At 61.8% G+C, this 17090-nt stretch carries 15 protein-coding genes and 1 pseudogene; 8 read left to right on the top strand and 8 right to left on the bottom strand.

The genetic code is table 11. The features are described from left to right. Nucleotides 1–27 precede the first annotated feature (27 nt). Both ABNQ39_RS34455 and ABNQ39_RS34450 read left to right on the top strand, forming a co-directional pair. Nucleotides 28–780: a glucose 1-dehydrogenase gene (locus tag ABNQ39_RS34455; RefSeq protein ID WP_376966994.1), complete on the top strand. Its 753-nt coding sequence runs from the start codon at nucleotides 28–30 to the stop codon at nucleotides 778–780. 197 nt (nucleotides 781–977) lie between these two features. Continuing rightward, complete coding sequence (locus ABNQ39_RS34450) at nucleotides 978–2183, top strand: CoA transferase (protein ID WP_376966992.1); 1206 nt, start codon at nucleotides 978–980, stop codon at nucleotides 2181–2183. 160 nt (nucleotides 2184–2343) lie between these two features. Here ABNQ39_RS34450 and ABNQ39_RS34445 read toward each other — a convergent pair whose 3' ends face one another. Continuing rightward, complete coding sequence (locus ABNQ39_RS34445; RefSeq protein ID WP_376966990.1) at nucleotides 2344–3240, bottom strand: LysR family transcriptional regulator; 897 nt, start codon at nucleotides 3238–3240, stop codon at nucleotides 2344–2346. A 147-nt stretch (nucleotides 3241–3387) separates the two neighbouring features. On the opposite strand from ABNQ39_RS34445, the gene ABNQ39_RS34440 reads away from it, so the two are divergent. Beyond that, nucleotides 3388–4722: an MFS transporter gene (locus tag ABNQ39_RS34440; RefSeq protein ID WP_376966988.1), complete on the top strand. Its 1335-nt coding sequence runs from the start codon at nucleotides 3388–3390 to the stop codon at nucleotides 4720–4722. After that, nucleotides 4719–5855: a mandelate racemase/muconate lactonizing enzyme family protein gene (locus tag ABNQ39_RS34435; protein WP_376966986.1), complete on the top strand. Its 1137-nt coding sequence runs from the start codon at nucleotides 4719–4721 to the stop codon at nucleotides 5853–5855. The genes ABNQ39_RS34440 and ABNQ39_RS34435 overlap by 4 nt, the downstream gene beginning before the upstream one ends. A 43-nt stretch (nucleotides 5856–5898) precedes the next feature. Here ABNQ39_RS34435 and ABNQ39_RS34430 read toward each other — a convergent pair whose 3' ends face one another. The 7 genes and pseudogenes from ABNQ39_RS34430 to ABNQ39_RS34400 all read right to left on the bottom strand — a co-directional run bounded on the left by ABNQ39_RS34430 (nucleotide 5899) and on the right by ABNQ39_RS34400 (nucleotide 11650). Next, nucleotides 5899–6405 carry a response regulator gene (locus ABNQ39_RS34430; RefSeq protein WP_376966984.1) on the bottom strand — a complete coding sequence of 169 codons (507 nt, stop codon included), beginning with the start codon at nucleotides 6403–6405 and terminating at the stop codon, nucleotides 5899–5901. Nucleotides 6406–6475: 70 nt separating this feature from the next. Beyond that, a complete protein-coding gene (locus ABNQ39_RS34425; protein ID WP_376966982.1) occupies nucleotides 6476–6919 on the bottom strand; it encodes a response regulator in 444 nt (147 codons plus the stop codon). A gap of 190 nt (nucleotides 6920–7109) precedes the next feature. Next, entirely contained in the window at nucleotides 7110–7487 is a 378-nt protein-coding gene (locus tag ABNQ39_RS34420; RefSeq protein ID WP_376966980.1) for a response regulator, read from the bottom strand. A gap of 5 nt (nucleotides 7488–7492) precedes the next feature. Then, nucleotides 7493–7870: a response regulator gene (locus tag ABNQ39_RS34415; RefSeq protein ID WP_376966978.1), complete on the bottom strand. Its 378-nt coding sequence runs from the start codon at nucleotides 7868–7870 to the stop codon at nucleotides 7493–7495. Nucleotides 7871–8292: 422 nt separating this feature from the next. Continuing rightward, nucleotides 8293–8448: pseudogene (locus ABNQ39_RS34410) on the bottom strand (integrase core domain-containing protein); the annotation flags it as partial. Between the two features lie 584 nt (nucleotides 8449–9032). Next, a complete protein-coding gene (locus ABNQ39_RS34405) occupies nucleotides 9033–10028 on the bottom strand; it encodes an AraC family transcriptional regulator (RefSeq protein ID WP_376966976.1) in 996 nt (331 codons plus the stop codon). A 227-nt stretch (nucleotides 10029–10255) separates the two neighbouring features. Next, nucleotides 10256–11650, bottom strand: coding sequence for an amidase family protein (locus tag ABNQ39_RS34400; RefSeq protein ID WP_376966974.1), 1395 nt, complete (start codon nucleotides 11648–11650; stop codon nucleotides 10256–10258). Between the two features lie 412 nt (nucleotides 11651–12062). Between ABNQ39_RS34400 and ABNQ39_RS34395 the strand changes: the two genes are divergently transcribed. From ABNQ39_RS34395 to ABNQ39_RS34380, 4 genes are all read left to right on the top strand, one after another. Next, nucleotides 12063–12977 (top strand): alpha/beta fold hydrolase, encoded by a 915-nt coding sequence (locus ABNQ39_RS34395; RefSeq protein WP_376966972.1) that lies wholly within the window; start codon nucleotides 12063–12065, stop codon nucleotides 12975–12977. A 291-nt stretch (nucleotides 12978–13268) separates the two neighbouring features. After that, entirely contained in the window at nucleotides 13269–14369 is a 1101-nt protein-coding gene (gene torT, locus ABNQ39_RS34390; RefSeq protein WP_376966970.1) for a TMAO reductase system periplasmic protein TorT, read from the top strand. A gap of 92 nt (nucleotides 14370–14461) precedes the next feature. Continuing rightward, nucleotides 14462–15943 (top strand): sugar ABC transporter ATP-binding protein, encoded by a 1482-nt coding sequence (locus ABNQ39_RS34385; RefSeq protein WP_376966968.1) that lies wholly within the window; start codon nucleotides 14462–14464, stop codon nucleotides 15941–15943. After that, the gene (locus tag ABNQ39_RS34380) at nucleotides 15940–16971 is read left to right on the top strand and encodes an ABC transporter permease (RefSeq protein ID WP_376966966.1); all 1032 of its coding nucleotides are present in this window, start codon (nucleotides 15940–15942) and stop codon (nucleotides 16969–16971) included. The genes ABNQ39_RS34385 and ABNQ39_RS34380 overlap by 4 nt, the downstream gene beginning before the upstream one ends. The last annotated feature ends 119 nt before the right edge of the window (nucleotides 16972–17090 follow it).

The following is a 17090-nucleotide window of genomic DNA, read 5'->3' as shown; positions in this document are numbered from 1 at the left end:
CAGAATTCCCTGGGGAAGGAACCGAGAATGACGAAGCGCCTGGACGGCAAGGTTGCCCTGATCACCGGGGCGGCGCAGGGCCTGGGCCTTGCGATGGCCGAAACCTTCGTGCGCGAGGGCGCCCGCGTGGCGGTCGTCGACATCAACGGCGACGCCGCCCATGCGGTGGCGGAGCGGCTGGGCGAGGCCGCCATCGGCATTGCCGCCAACGTGACCAGGACCGCCGATGTCGAGATGACCATCGCCGCAACGGTCGAGAAATTCGGGCGTCTCGACATCCTGGTGAACAATGCCGGCTCCACCCACGCCAACGGCCCGTTCGAAAACGTGACCGAAGAGGAGTTCGACCGCGTCTTCGCCCTGAACGTCAAGTCGATCTACCTCTATTCCAAGGCGGTGGTCGCGACGATGCGGGCGCAGAAGTCCGGCGTTATCCTCAATCTCGGCTCCACCGCCGGGTTGCGCCCGCGTCCGGGCCTGGTCTGGTACAACGCCACGAAGGGCGCGGTGCACAACATCACCCAGTCGCTGGCGCTGGAACTGGCGCCCGACAACATCCGCGTCTGCGCGCTGGCGCCGGTCGCCACCGAAACGCCGCTGCTCGCCACCTTCATGGGCGGCGACACTCCGGAGAAGCGGGCGCGCATGCTGGGCATCGTTCCGCTCGGCCGCCTGGGCCAGCCCTCCGACGTCGCCAACGCCGCGCTGTATCTCGCCTCCGACGAGGCGGCCTTCATCACCGGCGTGGTGCTGGAGGTCGACGGCGGCCGCTGCGTCTGAGGACGGGCCGTGCAAGGCCGGGGTTGCGTCCGCGCTCCGGCCCGACCGGCTCCCGCCGCCCCTCTGCATCCACCCCATAGAGTTTGTCCGATGCTTATTGAAGCACCGGACAAACTCTAAGCTTTTGATTTTCCGTGCGATTCACGCTTCAAGCGATTCCGCTTGAACCGATCGCACTCTAGCGGAATCCGTCCCCCATGTCCTCGCTCCTTTCCGATCTGCGCATCGTCGAGGTCTCGGCCTTCGTCGCGGCTCCGCTGGGCGGCATGACCCTGGCCCAGCTGGGTGCCGAGGTGATCCGCATCGACCCCATCGGCGGCAACATCGATTACCGCCGCTGGCCGCTGGCACCCAACGGCACCAGCCTCTACTGGACGGCGCTGAACAAGGCGAAGCGGTCGGTCACCCTGGCGCTCGACAGGCCGGAGGGGCGGGAGATCGCCCAGGCCATCATCACCGCGTCGGGCAAGGATGCCGGCTTTCTGCTGACCAACCTGCCGGCCAGCGGCTGGATGGGCTATGAGGCGCTGTCCGCCAAGCGCGACGACCTGATCATGCTGCGGCTGACCGGCAATCCGGACGGATCGGCCGCGGTGGATTACACCGTCAACTGCGCCGGCGGATTCCCGATGGCGACCGGCAGGGGAGGGGAGCCGGTGAACCATGTGCTGCCGGCCTGGGACGTGGCGGCCGGCCTCTATCTCGCCACCGGGCTGCTGGCGGCGGAACGGCAGCGGCGCCGCACCGGCCGGGGGCAGGAGGTGACGGTGGCGCTGGCCGACGTGATGCTGGCGACCGTCGGCAATCTCGGCTATCTCGCCGACGTCCGGGTGAACGGCGCCGTGCGCCAGCCGATGGGCAACGACCTGTACGGCGCCTATGGCCGCGACTTTCCCACCGCCGATGGGCGGCGCGCGATGGTCGTCGCCATTTCCAACCGCCAGTGGAAGGCGCTCGGCAAGGCGACCGGGCTGACCGACCGGCTGGCGATGATCGGCCCGCTGATGGGCGTGGACATGGATGACGAAGGCGGGCGCTTCCAGGCCCGCGATGCGATCTCCGCCGTGCTCGCCCCCTGGTTCGCCGCGCGCACGCTGTCGGAGGTGGAAAGCGCGTTCGCCGGCTCGGGCGTGCTGTGGGGGCCCTACCGCGATTTCGGCCAGCTCGTCGCCGAGGATGCCCGCTGCTCCACCGCCAACCCGCTTTTCCGCGAGATCGACCAGCCCGGCGTCGGGCCGCTGCTGGTTCCCGGATCGCCGCTCGGCTTTCCCGGCCTGGGCGAGCGCACCGACCATCGCCCGGCCCCCGGCCTGGGGCAGGACACTGACGCGGTGCTGGCCGATCTGCTGGGCCTGCCGTCGGCGGAGATCGGCCGCCTGCACGATGCCGGCATCGTTGAATAGGGCGGATAGGGCGGTCCGGCGGTTTCCCGGACCGTCGGATAAGCTTGGTTCGGCCAGAATGAAGGACGGACCCGATGACAAACGGGGATCACCTCACGGGCTGGTGCTCCGATACCGCCGCCCTCATCGGTGAGATCATCCGCAGCGGAGCCGTCGCCGGTCAGAGGTCGACGTAGTCGATCCGCCGCATCACCTGCGCGATGGACCGCGCGACGGCAACCACCTTGGGATCGTTGACGCCGGTCCGATAGCAGATGAACAGCCGTCCGTTCTCCACCGGCGGATCGGACGCCACCAGCTCGACCTGGTCCAGCGCAAGGAACCGCTGCGCCATCGGGATGGGAAGCAGCCCGGCGCCGACCCCGCCGGCCACCAGCTCCGCGATCACCGCGACGCTGGTGCAGGTGCTGAGACGGCTGGGAAAGAGGCCCGCCGTCGCGAACCAGCCGCTGATCTGCCGGTGCATCGCCGACGGCGGAGGGTTGGAGAAGACCGGCTGCGACCACAGGTCCCGCGGCGTCAGCGGACCGGTCTGCCCCCAGGATTTTGGAACGACCCAGCTCGTCGGCTGGGCGCCGAGCGGCTGGAGGTGGAGCTGCTCGTCACCGATCGGGTTGAGCAGGACCGCCACGTCCAGCGCATCGCGCAGCAGGGCGCTCTCCAACGTGGTGCTGGTCGACACCACCCAGTCCGGCTGCAAGGCCGGATGATCCTCCTGAAGCCCGGCCAGCAGCGGCGAGAGGCAGGTGACGGCGAAGCCCTCGGCCAGCCCGACCCGGACGCGGCCGGCGACGGTCCGGGATTCGTCCTGTCCACCGATGGCCCGCAGTTCGGTCATGATCGCGGACACCCGCGGCAGCAGCAGGCGCCCTTCCGGCGTCAGCCGCAGGCCACGCCCCGTCCGTTCGAACACGTCGCTTCCCAGCGCGTCCCGCAAATCCTTCAGGCGGAGCGACAGGGTGGGTTGCGCCAAGTTGAGGTGCTCGGCCGCCCGCTGCGCCGAGCCCAGCTGCGCTGTCCAGAAAAAGGCCTCCAACTGTGCGACGGTGATCCGCATGGCCGGTTTCTAATATCAGTTTTCTCAATATCAGATGTTAAGAACATCCTATTTGATTATCAATGTCAATGAACGGACACTGTTTGTCATCAAAGCAAAACGTGGCGCAAAGCGTGGCGGAGTCCGCGCAATCCGGAGGAAACCAGGATGAAAGAGCGATCCGACGTCATCGCCAAGGTGGGATGGCGAATCCTGCCGATTTTGATGGTCTGCTATTTCGCGGCCTTTCTCGACCGGGTGAACATCGGCTTCGCCGCGTTGACCATGAACCAGGATCTGGGCTTCTCGGCGTCCGCCTTCGGCTTCGGCGCCGGCATCTTCTTCCTCGGCTATGTGCTGTGCGAGGTTCCCAGCAACCTGCTGCTGGTGCGCTACGGCGCGCGGCTGTGGATCGCCCGCATCCTGATCACCTGGGGGCTGCTCTCGGCGGCGACCGCGCTGGTCTGGAGCCCCGGCAGCTTCTATCTGGTGCGCATCCTGCTGGGCGCCGCCGAGGCCGGCTTCTTTCCCGGCATGATCTTCTACATGACCCTGTGGTTCCCGCGGGAATACCGCGCCCGCATGTTCGGAACCTTCAACATCGCCGTGCCGCTGTCGTCGGTCATCGGTGCGCCGGCCTCCGGCCTGATCATCGAGCATCTGAACGGCTGGAACGGTCTGGCCGGCTGGCAATGGATGTTCATCCTGGAGGCCATGCCCGCCATCGTCATGGGCGTCGTCGTCGCACTCTTCCTGCCGTCCTCGCCGGAGAAGGCCGGGTTCCTGGCCGAGGACGAGCGCCGCTGGCTGTCCGCCCGGCTGGAGGCCGAGCGCGCCGCCCAGGAGAAGACGGAGCGCTTCACCGTCGGCCGCGCCGTCCGCGATCCCCGCGTCCTGCTGATGTGCCTGATCGCGGTCGGGCTCGTCATGGGCACCACGGGGATCGCCATCTGGATGCCGCAGTTCGTCAAGGCCTTCGGCCTCAGCACCGTGCAGACCGGCTTCGTCGCCGCCATCCCCTCCGCCTTCATGGCGCTGGCCATGCTGCTGGTCGGCCGCCACGCCGACCGCACCGGCGAGCGGGTCTGGCACGCAGCCGGGCCGTTCCTGGTCAGCGCCGCCGGCTTCGTCCTCGCCGCGCTCAGCAGCGATCCGCTGATCGGGCTGGTCGGGCTGACCATCGGGGCGGCCGGCATCGGCGGCGCCTCGCCCAACATCTGGATCTTCCCGACCACCCTGCTGACCGGCACCGCCGCCGCGGCCGGCATCGCGCTGATCAACTCGGTCGGCAGCACCGGCGGTTTCTTCGGCCCCACCATCATCGGCTGGGTGCGGGACGCCACCGGCGGCTTCGCCGGCGCGCAGCTGGTCCTCGCCGGCGCCATGGCGCTGACGGCCTGCGCGATCCTGCTGCTCGGCCATCTGATGCGCGACATGATGCGCGGCGGCGTCGTTCCCGCATCCCGGTCCGCCCGGGAAAATACACAGGAAAGCAAGGCATGAGCATCGCCGCAGTCCGCCTCCATCATCTGGTCGCCCCGCTGCCCGAGGTCATCGGCAACGCGCTGGTGTCCTTCGACCGCCGCGAGACCCTGTTCGTCGAGATCGTGGACCGCCACGGCCGGTCCGGCTGGGGCGAGGCCTGGCACACCCCGGCCGCCGACCGCGCCACCATCGCCGCGCGTCTGGCCCCGCGCCTGCTCGGGCAGGACCCCCAGCAGATCGGCCGGCTCTGGCAGGAGATGCGCGAAGCCGCCGGCGGGGCGATGGGGGCCGTCGCCGCCATCGACATGGCGCTGCACGATCTTGCGGCGCGCCAGCGCGGCATTCCGGTCAGCACGCTGCTGGGCGGCGCCCTGCGGAACCGGGTGGCCGCCTATGCCAGCGGCCCCTTCTTCAAGCCCGGCGGCCATCCCTACCGCGAGTTCGAACGCGAGGTGGAAGGCTATCTCCGGGCGGGCTTCAAGGCGATCAAGCTGCGCAGCGGCTTCGCTCCGGCGGACGATGCGGCCATCGTCAACACCGTCCGGCAGATGATGGGGCCGGACGGCACGCTGATGCTGGATTTCAACCAGTCCTACGCGCCGCGGGCGGCACTGGCCGCCGTATCGAACATGCGGGAGGCCGGCCTGCTCTGGGTGGAGGAGCCGACGGTTCCGGGCGACCTGCAAGGATACCGCATGCTGTCCGGCCTGATGACGCCCGCCCTGGCCGGCGGAGAGACATTCACGGACGCCCGTGCCTTCCGCCCCTTCCTGGAGGCCGGCTGCATGGACGTGCTGCAGCCGGACATCGCCGTCTGCGGCGGGCTGACCGGCGTCGGACGGGTGGCGGTTCTGGCGGAGCTGTACGACCGGCCGGTCGTTCCCCATGTCTGGGGCGGCATCGTCAACTTCCAGGCAGCCCTGCATTTGACCGCGACCCTACCCGCGCTGCGCAGCGGCGGCGCTGCCGGAGGCTATCCGTTCCTCGAATTCGATGCCGGACCCAACCCGCTGCTGGACCTCTGCGGCCGTCCCGCCGTCAACAGCGACGGGACCGTCACGGTGCCGGACGGGCCGGGCTTCGGCATCGAACTGACCGCCGACATGCTGGCACCCTTCGTCGTCGCACGGCACGACGTGACGGCACGGTAACCCACCGGGTGCAAACCCGGCGACCACGCCGGCACGGGGCCCGTCATGGACCGTTCATGGCGGCCGCCGGACGGTTCCCCACTCCGCCGGCGTCGGAGCGCCGCATCGGGATGGAGGCAAGCTTCTGACGGGACGGAAGCCGGTTCAATCCGCACCAGAACCGGTCGATTGTCCGCACGGTTTGCACCAGCTCGGAAAACGCCTCCGGCTTCACGACATAGGCATTGGCCCCGGCCGCGTAGCACAGACCGACATCCTCCCGGTTCCGCGCAGCCGAGAACACCACCATCGGGATCGGCCGGCTGTCCGGAGCCGCCGCCTTGAACCGGCGCAACCCCTCCATCCCGCCAAGCGCCGGCAGGGCAAATACGACCACGGCGGGATGCAGCGGTGCGGCCGATGCCAGCGGGGGAGACAGCAGCCGGAGCGCCTCCTCCCCATCCCGGACCACCACCGGGGCTTGGCCAAGCCCCGCCTCCCGGCAGGCCTCCAGAAACAGGTCTCGGTCTCTGGCATCGCCCTCCACCAGCAGGATAGGCTTGCGGTTCATCATTGGATTTCCGGTTCTAAGATGGAGCACGAAGACCTGTCCGGTCGGCGACGACCGTCGAAGCGGCGTGTCAGTTCGGGCAATGCTCGGCAAAGGCCCGGATGATCGCTGACTCGCCATAGGGCTTGGCGATCATCGGACGGTGGCGGTGTGCCGGGGGAAGCGCGTCCACACCGTAACTGGTGGTGAAGAGGAAGGGCGTGCCGGCCGCCGCTAGACGGTCCGCCACCGGATCGATCAACTCGCCACGCAGGTTGACGTCCAGAAACGCCATGTCGACATGGTGTCCGGCAATCGTCGTCAACGCTTTTCCGATTGAGCCGACCGGATCGAGGCAGGTCGCACCGTGGTCGGTGAGGAGATCCTCCAGGTCCATCGCGATCAGGATCTCATCCTCGACGATCAGGACCGTGAGGCCGGCAAAGGACCGTTCGGCCTGAGCCGCTTCCCGTCCTGCCGGTTCGGCCGGAACTGCCATATTTCCGCGAGCCGAGCGAAATAATGTGTAATTCATGATTCGGATCGCCCGCTCTGTGCCCGGTTCTCCAGCTTATCGCCGGTCCTCCATAACAGACCCGGCGGCTATATCGGTCAATTGATGCATACAGAATATCCGCAAACAGGCCGGATGGATGCGATGCCTACGCCGAAAGGGCGGACTCCCGGCGGCAGACAGCCTGCTGCGTGCAACCACGGGTCCGGCATCAGGAAGGGGAGCCGGCTTCACCGGACAACAGCGCGGTGATCGTCGGCGCCATCACGGTCACGTCGTAGGGCTTACGCATGACCACCAGCCGCCCCGGTTCCGGCCGTGGAAGATGATCGCTGAACCCACTCACCACGATGATCGGCAGTTCCGGACGCCGCTCCCGGATGGCTCGGATCAGCGCCGCGCCATCCATCACCGGCATGCGCATGTCGGTGATCAGAATGTCGGCCGGATCGCCGACATCGGCCTCGACCGCTTCGGCACCGTTGCAGGCGACCGTGACCCGGTATCCTTCGGACTCCAGGACGAAGGCCATCGCCAAGGCAACCAGAGTCTCGTCCTCGGCGATCAGGACATGGGGCATAAGGCTCATCGGGATCACCCACACGTCTGCGGACGATGTCGCAGCAGAGCGTCGATGACCTCGGCATCGCTGTAGGGTTTGGCGATCACCGGACGATGACGATGCGCCTTGGGACGCGCTTCTTCGCCATAGCCGGTGGTGAAGAGGAATGGGATTCCCATGGTGGACAAGCGGTCGGCCACCGGATCGATCCGCTCGCCACGCAGGTTGATGTCGACCAGCGCAATGTCGGCGCGGTGCGTTGCAATCGCTTTCAACGCACTGCCGATCGATCCGATGGGGCCGATGCAGACTGCACCGTTGTCGGTCAGGACATCTTCCAGACTCAACGCAATCAAAGGCTCATCCTCAATGATGAGAACGGTGAGTCCGGACAAGGGGAAGACGTTCAAAACGCGGGTTCTCTTATAAAAATTGTGGGCACTTTTCGACGCTTCCAGAGATCATAGCAATGCTTTGTTGAGAACAATTCTTATTATCGCCGATTGTTTTTTACTTGGTCCCAACAGTTTTCATATAGCGGGTAAAAAATGCATCACTGTCAATTGGCGCCTTGCGCATAGCGGGCTGGACAATTGGATAGCGCGTCGTCCGCGCCCGTGGGCTGGCGCCGTCGTGGGTGACCGGCGTCCACATCCTGCGCGCGCCATCATGATCCTGATCGTGACGGTGATTGGGGTGGAGTTCTGGTCGACCATTGCCGTCTCCATGGTGACCGAGAGCATCCAACAGCTCGACCCGCGTTTTCATCTGGTTGAGGTTGCGGTCGCTGATGCCGTATCGGCAGTACCGGCGCACTGCCCAGGGCGCGATCTCATGTGCCCTCGTAGGCCTCTGCTTCTGCCGCCGAGTGCGGGCGTTCGGCGTTGTAGCAATCGATCCAGCGTCCGATCCCGGCTCTGGCCCCGCTGCCCGTTTCGAAGGCGTGGAGATAGACGCATTCGTATTTCATCGATCGCCACAGGCGTTCGTAAAGGCCGAATGAAGTTTCCTCAGAACGGTCGGTTGAAAAATCCCCAGATGGATTGAAGGGCTGTGGATTGGCTTCGGTGTCAGCGCTCCTCGCTTTCGGTGGCCGGCCTCGCTGCGGTTGGAGGTCAGGATCATGGCGCCGCGTTCATGGCGGGCGTTGACGAGCTGTGATCGAAACCAGATCGCATTGCCGGGTGATCGACAGACGCGGATGATCCGCCTCGACCAGATCCCGCCTCCGACGGATGCTCATCGACTGGAGGCCTTGTGCAAAAAATCCCGCTCCACGACCAACTGCGACACCGTCAGCTCACCCCGGATCGCCTCCAGCGCCAACCTTCGCCTTGAACTCTGCCGAATACCGCTTCTGTTTCCCCGTCATAGGGGCCGTCCTTCTTCCTGGGCGAACCAAGCTTTCAGACTGTCTGGAAAACGGGGACCACTTCAGCCGAGCTGCTCCCCACCGAAGCCGCTCCGGCCATCACTTTTCCACCCAAGGCCGCCTGAACAATGGCCACCTCTGCAGCACTCCCAATTTCCACCACATTGACGGACGCTATCCTACATAATGGAACTCGCATATTACCCGCAGCATTTTGATCTATATTGGGTAGGAGAGACACCGACAGATTTTTTGAATGCCCGTGCGAGGTTTGCACCAGAGGAGAAACCAGCCGATAGCGCTATATCGTCAATGGTCATATATGGATCTTTTAAAAGAGTTTTCGCTTTACCGATCCGAACCTCGGAGATGTATCGGAATGGTGACGCGCCAGTCGCTGTCTTAAAGGCCCGGCAAAAATGAAATACACTGAGACAGGCGACTTTGGCCAAATCGTCCAGGGAAATGTCGGTTTCCAAGTTTTCCTGGATAAATTCCATCACCCGGCTGAGGCGGCATCGATCCAATCCCCTGCCTGAATAAGCATCGAAATAGGATTCTGACAAACCACACTGATCATCGCGCGTGTACCGCTGCATAAGGCGGGCCGCCAAGCCGACACCGAACGACTCCAAGAGCATTTGAGTTGCTCTTTCACTTCTCTCCTCCTGCATCAGCTCTTCTGCGACTGCGAAACCGATGCTTTGGATGAGGGGGTCGTTGATCCCACCTTTGTATAGAAGGCACGAAATATTCGTTCCATCGCCGACGGATTCCAAGGCGCCGAACAAATCTGTCGGCAAGTAAAAATGAAGCATCTTGAGGGGGCCGGCCTCGATGTGGAGATACCGCACCTCCACACCGGCGGGGCAAATGCTTGCCGAGCCGATCTGAGAAAGATATTTCTGTTCCGCACCGTCGGCACGCCTACGAAAGTTTGCGCTCCCGGAAACATTGACTACAATCTCAGTAACAGGCTGCACGAAAGAATTACAATTCAGGCGATTGTGTTGATAAATCTCGGCACATACCGAATTAACATCGCCAGTCCTGGATGACGCTCTGATAAGTTGGCTGCCTCCCTTGGTGTATTTGCTGCCGGCGGTTGAACCGATGCTGTGATCGTTTTGTGGCATCACGCCAAATTTCAGCGGATAACTCGGACGTGAGGCTGCCACTGAAGTTGCTGCGGACATTCATTCCTCCTGACGTTGCCACGCTGGAAACCGGTGCGACCCTGCTATTTATTCAAGAACGGGATTTAAGTGGTCTCATATTCCCCGGCAGCAAATCATATGTGCCCAAGGTCTCCGCTCTTCCGGACGGATGGATTCGCCGCGCCAGCCGACCATCAACCTAAGTGGCTGGATGAAGCATAGAAGATTGTTGGGAAACTGTGCGATATTTTCCTACCAACCTCCACTCAGCCATGATTGCGATGAGCGAAGTCGAAGGATAGCCCTCCTCGTACCACGGCCTCAATTCGGGTGGCCAGAGCCAGCAGGGCATGATCACTTCCAGGTCCGCCAGACACAAGAAATCCGGTCGGTATGCCGTTGTCGTCGAATCCATTTGGGATGGAAATACCGCACCAGTCTAGGAAGCTGCCGATGAGGGTATTTCGCAATACAAGCATGTTGGTAGAGGCGAATAGATGATCGTCAAGTTCCAGGGGGCGAAGGAGAGGCGCGGCGATCGCAACGGTGGGGTATCCGATGAATGTTGTACCATCGAATAGATCCGCCATTTCATCAATCAGGTGTAGCCGTGCCTGCCTGACGATCTTCTCCGATTCTGTGCTCATATGGTTGCCGAGGAGCATTCGCGTCCGCACTCGTGGGTCCATGTGCTTGGCTGCGGGCGAAGCGAGCCGGCTTCTGTGCAACTCAAAGGCTTCTTTCCCCACGAGAGCGCCATGCTTTGACACTACCGAAAGCACCTCATCGAGGACCGGCAAGCGGCGGCGTTCAATTCTGACACCGCAATCCTCCAATCTGCGGGCGGCTTCTTTAAAGTTTCTGACTACGTCAGCGTCGGCGCTTTCCCATACCGCATTGGTCGGCACAACCAAACGGATTTCACCGTCGATATGGGGCAAATTCTCGGACGGGGGAAGTCCACATGCGGCCGCATCTATGACGACCGCGTCCGCGACTGTGCGTGTCAACACACCGGCGGTATCCAGCGTGCGGGATAATGGAAAGGCTCCTTCCAACGGCCACCGACCCGCTGACGGCTTGAAGCCGACGACGCCATTGAACGCAGCGGGAATTCGGACGGAACCGCTCGTGTCTGTCCCAATCGCGATGGGAACCAGTCCAAGCGCCACCGCGACCGCCGATCCTGACGATGATCCGCCGGGAATGCGATCCTCGCCACCGGCCCATGGATTTCTGGGTGTACCGAAATGCGGATTCAATCCCAGTCCCGAAAATGCGAATTCCGTCATGTTCAGTTTGCCGGTCGTGACCGCACCACAGGCCGCGAGCCGACGCACCAGTTCCGCGTCACGAGGCGCTGGGCCATTGTCCAGCACCAAAGAGCCTGCCCGAGTGACCTCGCCCTGAACATCGAAGAGGTCCTTCCAGGCCACGGGAACGCCGTCGAGTATGCTGAGCGGCCGGCCCTCCAGGTAGCGCATCGACGCAGCGGCAGCTTCAACTTCCGCTCTCGCAACAGTTTGTTGAGTGAATACAGCCGGGTCACTCGATGCAATGCGGCGCAGCGTTTCCTGCAGCAGATGGGACGGCGTCACCGCTCCCGTAGCCAGCAATTCTTGCAGTTCCAGGGCTGACTTTCCAAAGAAGAAATCATGCACCCTCACTCCTCCCTCTTTCAGCAAAACCGGCGAGAGTATCGATCTCTAAGCGACCCAATCACGGTCGTAACTGAAATGTCAACCGAGGCCAAAAAACCCTCAGGGATTGTTTTGTATCAGTAAAATTTCTCTATAAAGATGTTTCGAAAGCGGGGTGTCGGATGAAATCCCTTGTGGAACATATCTGCTAACTAATTGTATTGACGAGATAATAACGATCTTGTGACCGGGGATTGCCTTGTGAGGCGCGATCCTCGACCGCTGTGCGGGGCGTCATTGATCCCGCACAAGAGACGCAGCGAACCGCAATTTGTGCTGCCACACTCCGCAATCCTCGAAAGGGCCGGCGGCTCAATCGGTGTTATTTAATCTCGGAGATCATCTGAACCAGATCGAAGACCGCGAGAGACTCATGACAAAATTTCAGACTATCGACGTTCCACATCTGGGCGGTTCGAAGATCGGCTGCAGAACCGCCACAGAGTACGATCCCCAACTTCCGACGTTGGTAATGATCAATTCATTCACGACCTCATCGGAGTTGTACCGGCGCCAATTCGCCGACGCGAATCTGACCAGCAAAGTCAATCTTCTAGCACTCGAACCGTATGGGCACGGAGCGACAAGAACGGCGAGCGAGCAATTCACTTACTGGGACAGTGCGATCGCGAACATCCAGGTTCTCGATCGCCTTGGCATCAAGTCTGCGTTCGTCCTGGGCACGTCGCAGGGCGGTTGGATTGCCATGCGAATGGCACTTCTTGCCCCATCGAAAATCGATGGCGTCATCCCCCTGGGCACGTCGATGGACTATGAAAGTGCAGCGAGCAGGGAACTCGGATGCTGGGACGCCCCGGCGTTCTGCGATCCGTGGATAACCGATTTGGCGACGGAAGTGGGTTCGGCTTGGGCGCCATCGGATCAATATTGCAACGATCTGATCGATCCAGCCTTCGGTATCGACATCGACCAGGAAACGCGTGCTTTCTGGACGGCTCGGCTGAAGGAAAACTACAAAGGCGACGACGGCCGCAGCCGTCTGCGCATGTGTACCATAAATCTTCGTGACCGGGACGGCCTGCGCGGGCGGCTTGACGGCGTCGTGAGCCCGGTACTGTGGCTGCATGGGACCGAAGACGTTGTGTATTCCGTCTCGCATGCGGAGCGAGAAGCGAAGCTGTTCCCACGCGCGAAAAATGTGTCGTTCAAAGCCATCGAGGGTGGACATCACTTCCTGAGCGCGACGAATCCCAAAGAAGTCAACCAGGAAGCCTTGGAATTCATCCAGAAACACTGGAGCGCCGAAGCGAGGCAGGCTGCGGAGTGATGCGCCAGCCTGGATCGGATCACGTAAAATCGGACCCGATTTGAATCGTCAACCCGACTGTCAAACATAAAGCTATAGCTCCGCGTGTTTCAAATTAAACGCACGGAGCTATAGCCGGAAGCTCTGGTCGGCAACACGCTCAATCTTTGCCTCGGGTTGACGCATGAATAGCGGGCCGCTTGGCTCGGAAGAGGCAAAGGGACTTCGCTCGCCCACGCCGATACGGCCGGAAAGGAGCGCCATAACAAGAACATGCTGGAAAACAGGCCTTCAACGACTGGAGAGGGAGCAATGACCTCAAACATGCTGCAGGCGGCGATTTTTTTCGGAGCAACGGCGATATGCCATCAAGGTGTCTCGGTCGGTGTCGCGTTCGCAGAAGATCCATCCGCCATCTTCTCGAAGCCCGTCAAAATATTCATTCCCGACAAGAGCGACGTCAAGACGGTATCGGAGTCGGTCTGGCAGCCCCCGGCAAAAGCCGAAAAGAAAGGCTATGTGTGCGTCAGCTTCCCAACGATGCAGGACCCTTATTGGATTGCCGCCAATTACGGGATCGTCACTGAAGCAAAACGTCTCGGGGTGCAGGTGGATATTCTGAACGCCGGCTCGTTCAGCAATCTGAGCGCCCAGGTCAATCAGTTGAACGACTGCGCGGCCAAGGGAGCCGATGCCGTGCTGGTGGCCCCGATCAGCGCGGAGGGCGTATCGTCAGCGGTCTCCTCCCTGAAGAAGAGCGGCATTCCCGTCATCAACATCATTCCTCGGATCGCTGCCGCCGACAATCTCATGGGCCGTTCGACTTTGGATTATTACCAGGTCGGGATCGCAAGTGCGAAGTATCTCAAGGAAAGCATTGGGGACGCACCTGTCAAAGTGACGCTGCTCCCCGGCCCCGCTGGCGCGGACTGGGCGGCGCGCACGCTCGAAGGTTTCAAGGCAGGGATTGCCGATTCAAAAATCGAAATCGTCGCAATCAAGTATGGCGATACCGACAAGAACACGCAGTACAATCTCGTTGCAGATACCCTGAATACCTTTCCCGACCTGAATTGGGTTATCGGCAACGCCGTCGCCGCGGACGCTGCAAGCGGCGCTGTGAAAGCGGCCGGCCTCTCGGGCAAAGTCAAGATCGGATCGACCTATCAGACGGGGCCCGTCAGGGACGGCATCGAGAAGGGCGATATCGAGTGGGCGCTCAGCGACAACGTTGCGTTGATGGCGTCGATCGGACTTGACATGGCGGTCAAGGCGATTGATGGCTCCTTGGAGCAGGGCACCGAGGTGTGGCCGGTCCCGCAGAAGCTGACGAAAGACAACGCCGCTTCCGACGCCGCAACAGCCGGCTTTGCTCCGAACGGCTTCAAGCCGGTGTTTTCGGTGCGGCCGTGATGGCGGCCGGATTTCAACACTCGGCGCCCGTCCCTGACCCTTGCCCTGGTGCTCTCCTCGAAGCATGCGACATCGAGAAGAGCTTTCCCGGTGTGCGCGTGCTCGACGGCGTTTCATTGGATGTGCGCGCGGGAGAGGTGCATGTTCTGTTCGGCGAAAACGGCGCCGGAAAATCCACGCTGGTGAACATCATCCTCGGAAACTACGCGCCCGAGGGTGGCGTCGTCCGTTTCGATGGAAAGGCCCTGCCGGCGGGATCGCCACGCGCGGCGCGTGATGCCGGTATCAGCGTCGTTTTCCAGGAATTGAGTTTGATTCCGACGCTTTCTGTTTGCGCCAACATATTTCTTGGACGGGAAAAACGACAGTCGGCATTGCTCGATGAAGGCGCCATGTCGAGGGAGGCCACAGCGATTTTTGCTCGGCTCGGCATGGCCATCGATCCGCAGGCTCCGGTTGCCGGCCTCTCGCGTGCCGAACAGCAGATGGTCGAGATCGCCAAGGCGCTGCAGAACGATCCCCGGCTTCTGATCCTCGATGAACCGACCACCGCCTTCACCGATGTCGAAACCCAACGACTGTTCTTGATTGTGGCGGAACTCAAGCGCCTCGGTGTCGGCGTCATCTACATCACCCATCGGATGGCGGAGATCAGGGCAATCGGAGATCGCATCAGCATATTGCGTGACGGTCGTCGCATCGCCACCAAGCTCGTCTCCGAAACGGACGAAGATGAACTCATCCGGCTCATGACTGGCCGTGAGACGCTGAACATCTATCCGACGATTGCCTTCAAGCCGGCGGATGAAGCCATCGCGCTGGAAGGGGCAAGCGCCGCGTCGGGGCGTTTCCAGAATGTGTCGATCAGCGTCCGCGCCGGTGAGATTGTCGGCATAGCCGGGTTGGTCGGTTGCGGCAAGTCGGCGGTCGGTCGCAGCCTGTTCGGCGAAGAGCGGCTGGCGGCCGGCCAGGTGAAGCTTTTTGGGAAGCCCCTTCGATCCCTATCGCCTCAGTCGATGCTCGATGCCGGGGTCGTCTATCTGCCGCCCGATCGACGCAGGCAAGGGCTTGTGCTCAACAGATCGGTTCGGGAGAACGCGACACTCTCATGCCTCAACTTGCGCTCTTTTGCTTTCGGGCAATGGCTGAGAACAAAATCTGAAGATAGCGCAGTGCAGCGGGTTCTGAACCGCTTGAACCTCACCCCCCCACTTCTCGATAGGAACGTTTCGGCATATTCGGGAGGCAATCAGCAGAAGGTCGTTTTCGCGAGAGCATTCCTGCGTGAAACGAAGGTTCTCATCGTCGACGAGCCGACGGTCGGTGTGGATGTCGGAGCGAGACTCGAGTTTTACGGGATTCTCAAGCAGCTGTGTGAGGCCGGGGCCGCCATCCTTCTCATATCATCGGATCTCCCGGAAATCCTTCACCTCACGCACCGGACATACGTGCTGGCCTTCGGCCGACAGACCGCGGAGTTCCAGCAGGAAGAGATCAGCGAAGCGGCGATCTTATCGTCATTTTTCGCGGTCGGTCGGAAAGACGGCGATTCAAAGACAGGAGCGGCGGCATGACGCCTTTGCAGCAAATTTCCCGGCCGGCACAACCCTTTGCTCTGCGCCGGGTCGCCGGAGAGATGCTTTCGCGCCTGAAAACGACAGGCATCATCAGCGCGCTTGTTCTTATAGTGTTTGCTTTCTTCGCTGTCGCGAATTCTCGCTTCACCAACAGCAATAACCTCATCAATATTCTGAATCAGTCTTCATATTTGATGATCGTATCACTTGGGCAGGGTCTGGTTCTGATCAGCGGAGGTTTCGACCTGGCGGTCGCCACTCTGCTCGGCCTCACGAGTGTGGTCTCTGCCACGCTGATGATCGCTCTGGCGGCCAATGGGGTCGATCTCCCCCTCGCCATCGCGATTTCGATCGCAGGCGGTCTGTCGGTCGGAATGATACTCGGCTTGGCAAATGGTGTCGCTGTAGCATATCTGAATGTCCCATCGTTTATCGTAACTTTGGGAGTTTCAGGAATAGCGGCTGGCGCCGGATACCAGATTTCCGGGGGTGCTCCGGTCACCGGTCTGCCAGAGGATTTCATAGCGGTCTTTGGAACACCCGATCTTCGCAGCATTTCCACATCGGTTTACATTGCGGTGCTATTTGCCATCGTCCTGCATCTCACGATGACCCGAACGCGATTGGGACGGTACATTTATGCGGTAGGCGGCAATCCGGTCGCTGCGCGATTGTCCGGCATAAACGTCAAGCGCCACATCGTTTTCGTCTTCATGACCAGCGGTGTGCTGGCCTCGCTCGCCGGCATCCTCCTGAGTGCACGCGTATCGACCGGTGACACCAACCTGAGCGGAAATTTCGTCCTTCAATCCATCACCGCGGGCGTGCTCGGAGGAATTTCGCTTCGTGGAGGAGAGGGGACGCTTTTCGGTGCAGCCCTCGGCGCCCTCTTCATTGCCGTGCTGAGCAACGGCATGAATCTGGAGAATATTTCCTCCTACTATCAGATGATCATTCTGGGTGGGCTTCTTGTTCTGGCCGTCCTGGCGGAACAGCTACGGCTCCTGATTTCGGGAAGACGATAGAATAGACCGACCTCCTCATGCGTGCCGATAGAAGTCAGTGCGCATGAACATTCACTGAGTCGCTCATCACATTTGTTCGCGCCTTCCTTAGGTTGCCCAGCGCGAGCTGGGAACGATGG

This window comes from Azospirillum sp. A26 (genome assembly GCF_042604635.1).
GTDB lineage: Bacteria > Pseudomonadota > Alphaproteobacteria > Azospirillales > Azospirillaceae > Azospirillum > Azospirillum palustre.
Note: the sequence above shows the minus strand (reverse complement) of the source record. Positions and strands in the feature narration are given on the sequence as shown.

Bases quoted from the DNA above. Each gene is read 5' to 3' on its own strand.
- ABNQ39_RS34455 (WP_376966994.1), top strand. From the start codon at position 28: ATGACGAAGCGCCTGGACGGCAAGGTTGCCCTGATCACCGGGGCGGCG.
- ABNQ39_RS34450 (WP_376966992.1), top strand. From the start codon at position 978: ATGTCCTCGCTCCTTTCCGATCTGCGCATCGTCGAGGTCTCGGCCTTC.
- ABNQ39_RS34445 (WP_376966990.1), bottom strand. From the start codon at position 3,240: ATGCGGATCACCGTCGCACAGTTGGAGGCCTTTTTCTGGACAGCGCAG.
- ABNQ39_RS34440 (WP_376966988.1), top strand. From the start codon at position 3,388: ATGAAAGAGCGATCCGACGTCATCGCCAAGGTGGGATGGCGAATCCTG.
- ABNQ39_RS34435 (WP_376966986.1), top strand. From the start codon at position 4,719: ATGAGCATCGCCGCAGTCCGCCTCCATCATCTGGTCGCCCCGCTGCCC.
- ABNQ39_RS34430 (WP_376966984.1), bottom strand. From the start codon at position 6,405: ATGAACCGCAAGCCTATCCTGCTGGTGGAGGGCGATGCCAGAGACCGA.
- ABNQ39_RS34425 (WP_376966982.1), bottom strand. From the start codon at position 6,919: ATGAATTACACATTATTTCGCTCGGCTCGCGGAAATATGGCAGTTCCG.
- ABNQ39_RS34420 (WP_376966980.1), bottom strand. From the start codon at position 7,487: ATGAGCCTTATGCCCCATGTCCTGATCGCCGAGGACGAGACTCTGGTT.
- ABNQ39_RS34405 (WP_376966976.1), bottom strand. From the start codon at position 10,028: ATGTCCGCAGCAACTTCAGTGGCAGCCTCACGTCCGAGTTATCCGCTG.
- ABNQ39_RS34395 (WP_376966972.1), top strand. From the start codon at position 12,063: ATGACAAAATTTCAGACTATCGACGTTCCACATCTGGGCGGTTCGAAG.
- torT (WP_376966970.1), top strand. From the start codon at position 13,269: ATGACCTCAAACATGCTGCAGGCGGCGATTTTTTTCGGAGCAACGGCG.
- ABNQ39_RS34380 (WP_376966966.1), top strand. From the start codon at position 15,940: ATGACGCCTTTGCAGCAAATTTCCCGGCCGGCACAACCCTTTGCTCTG.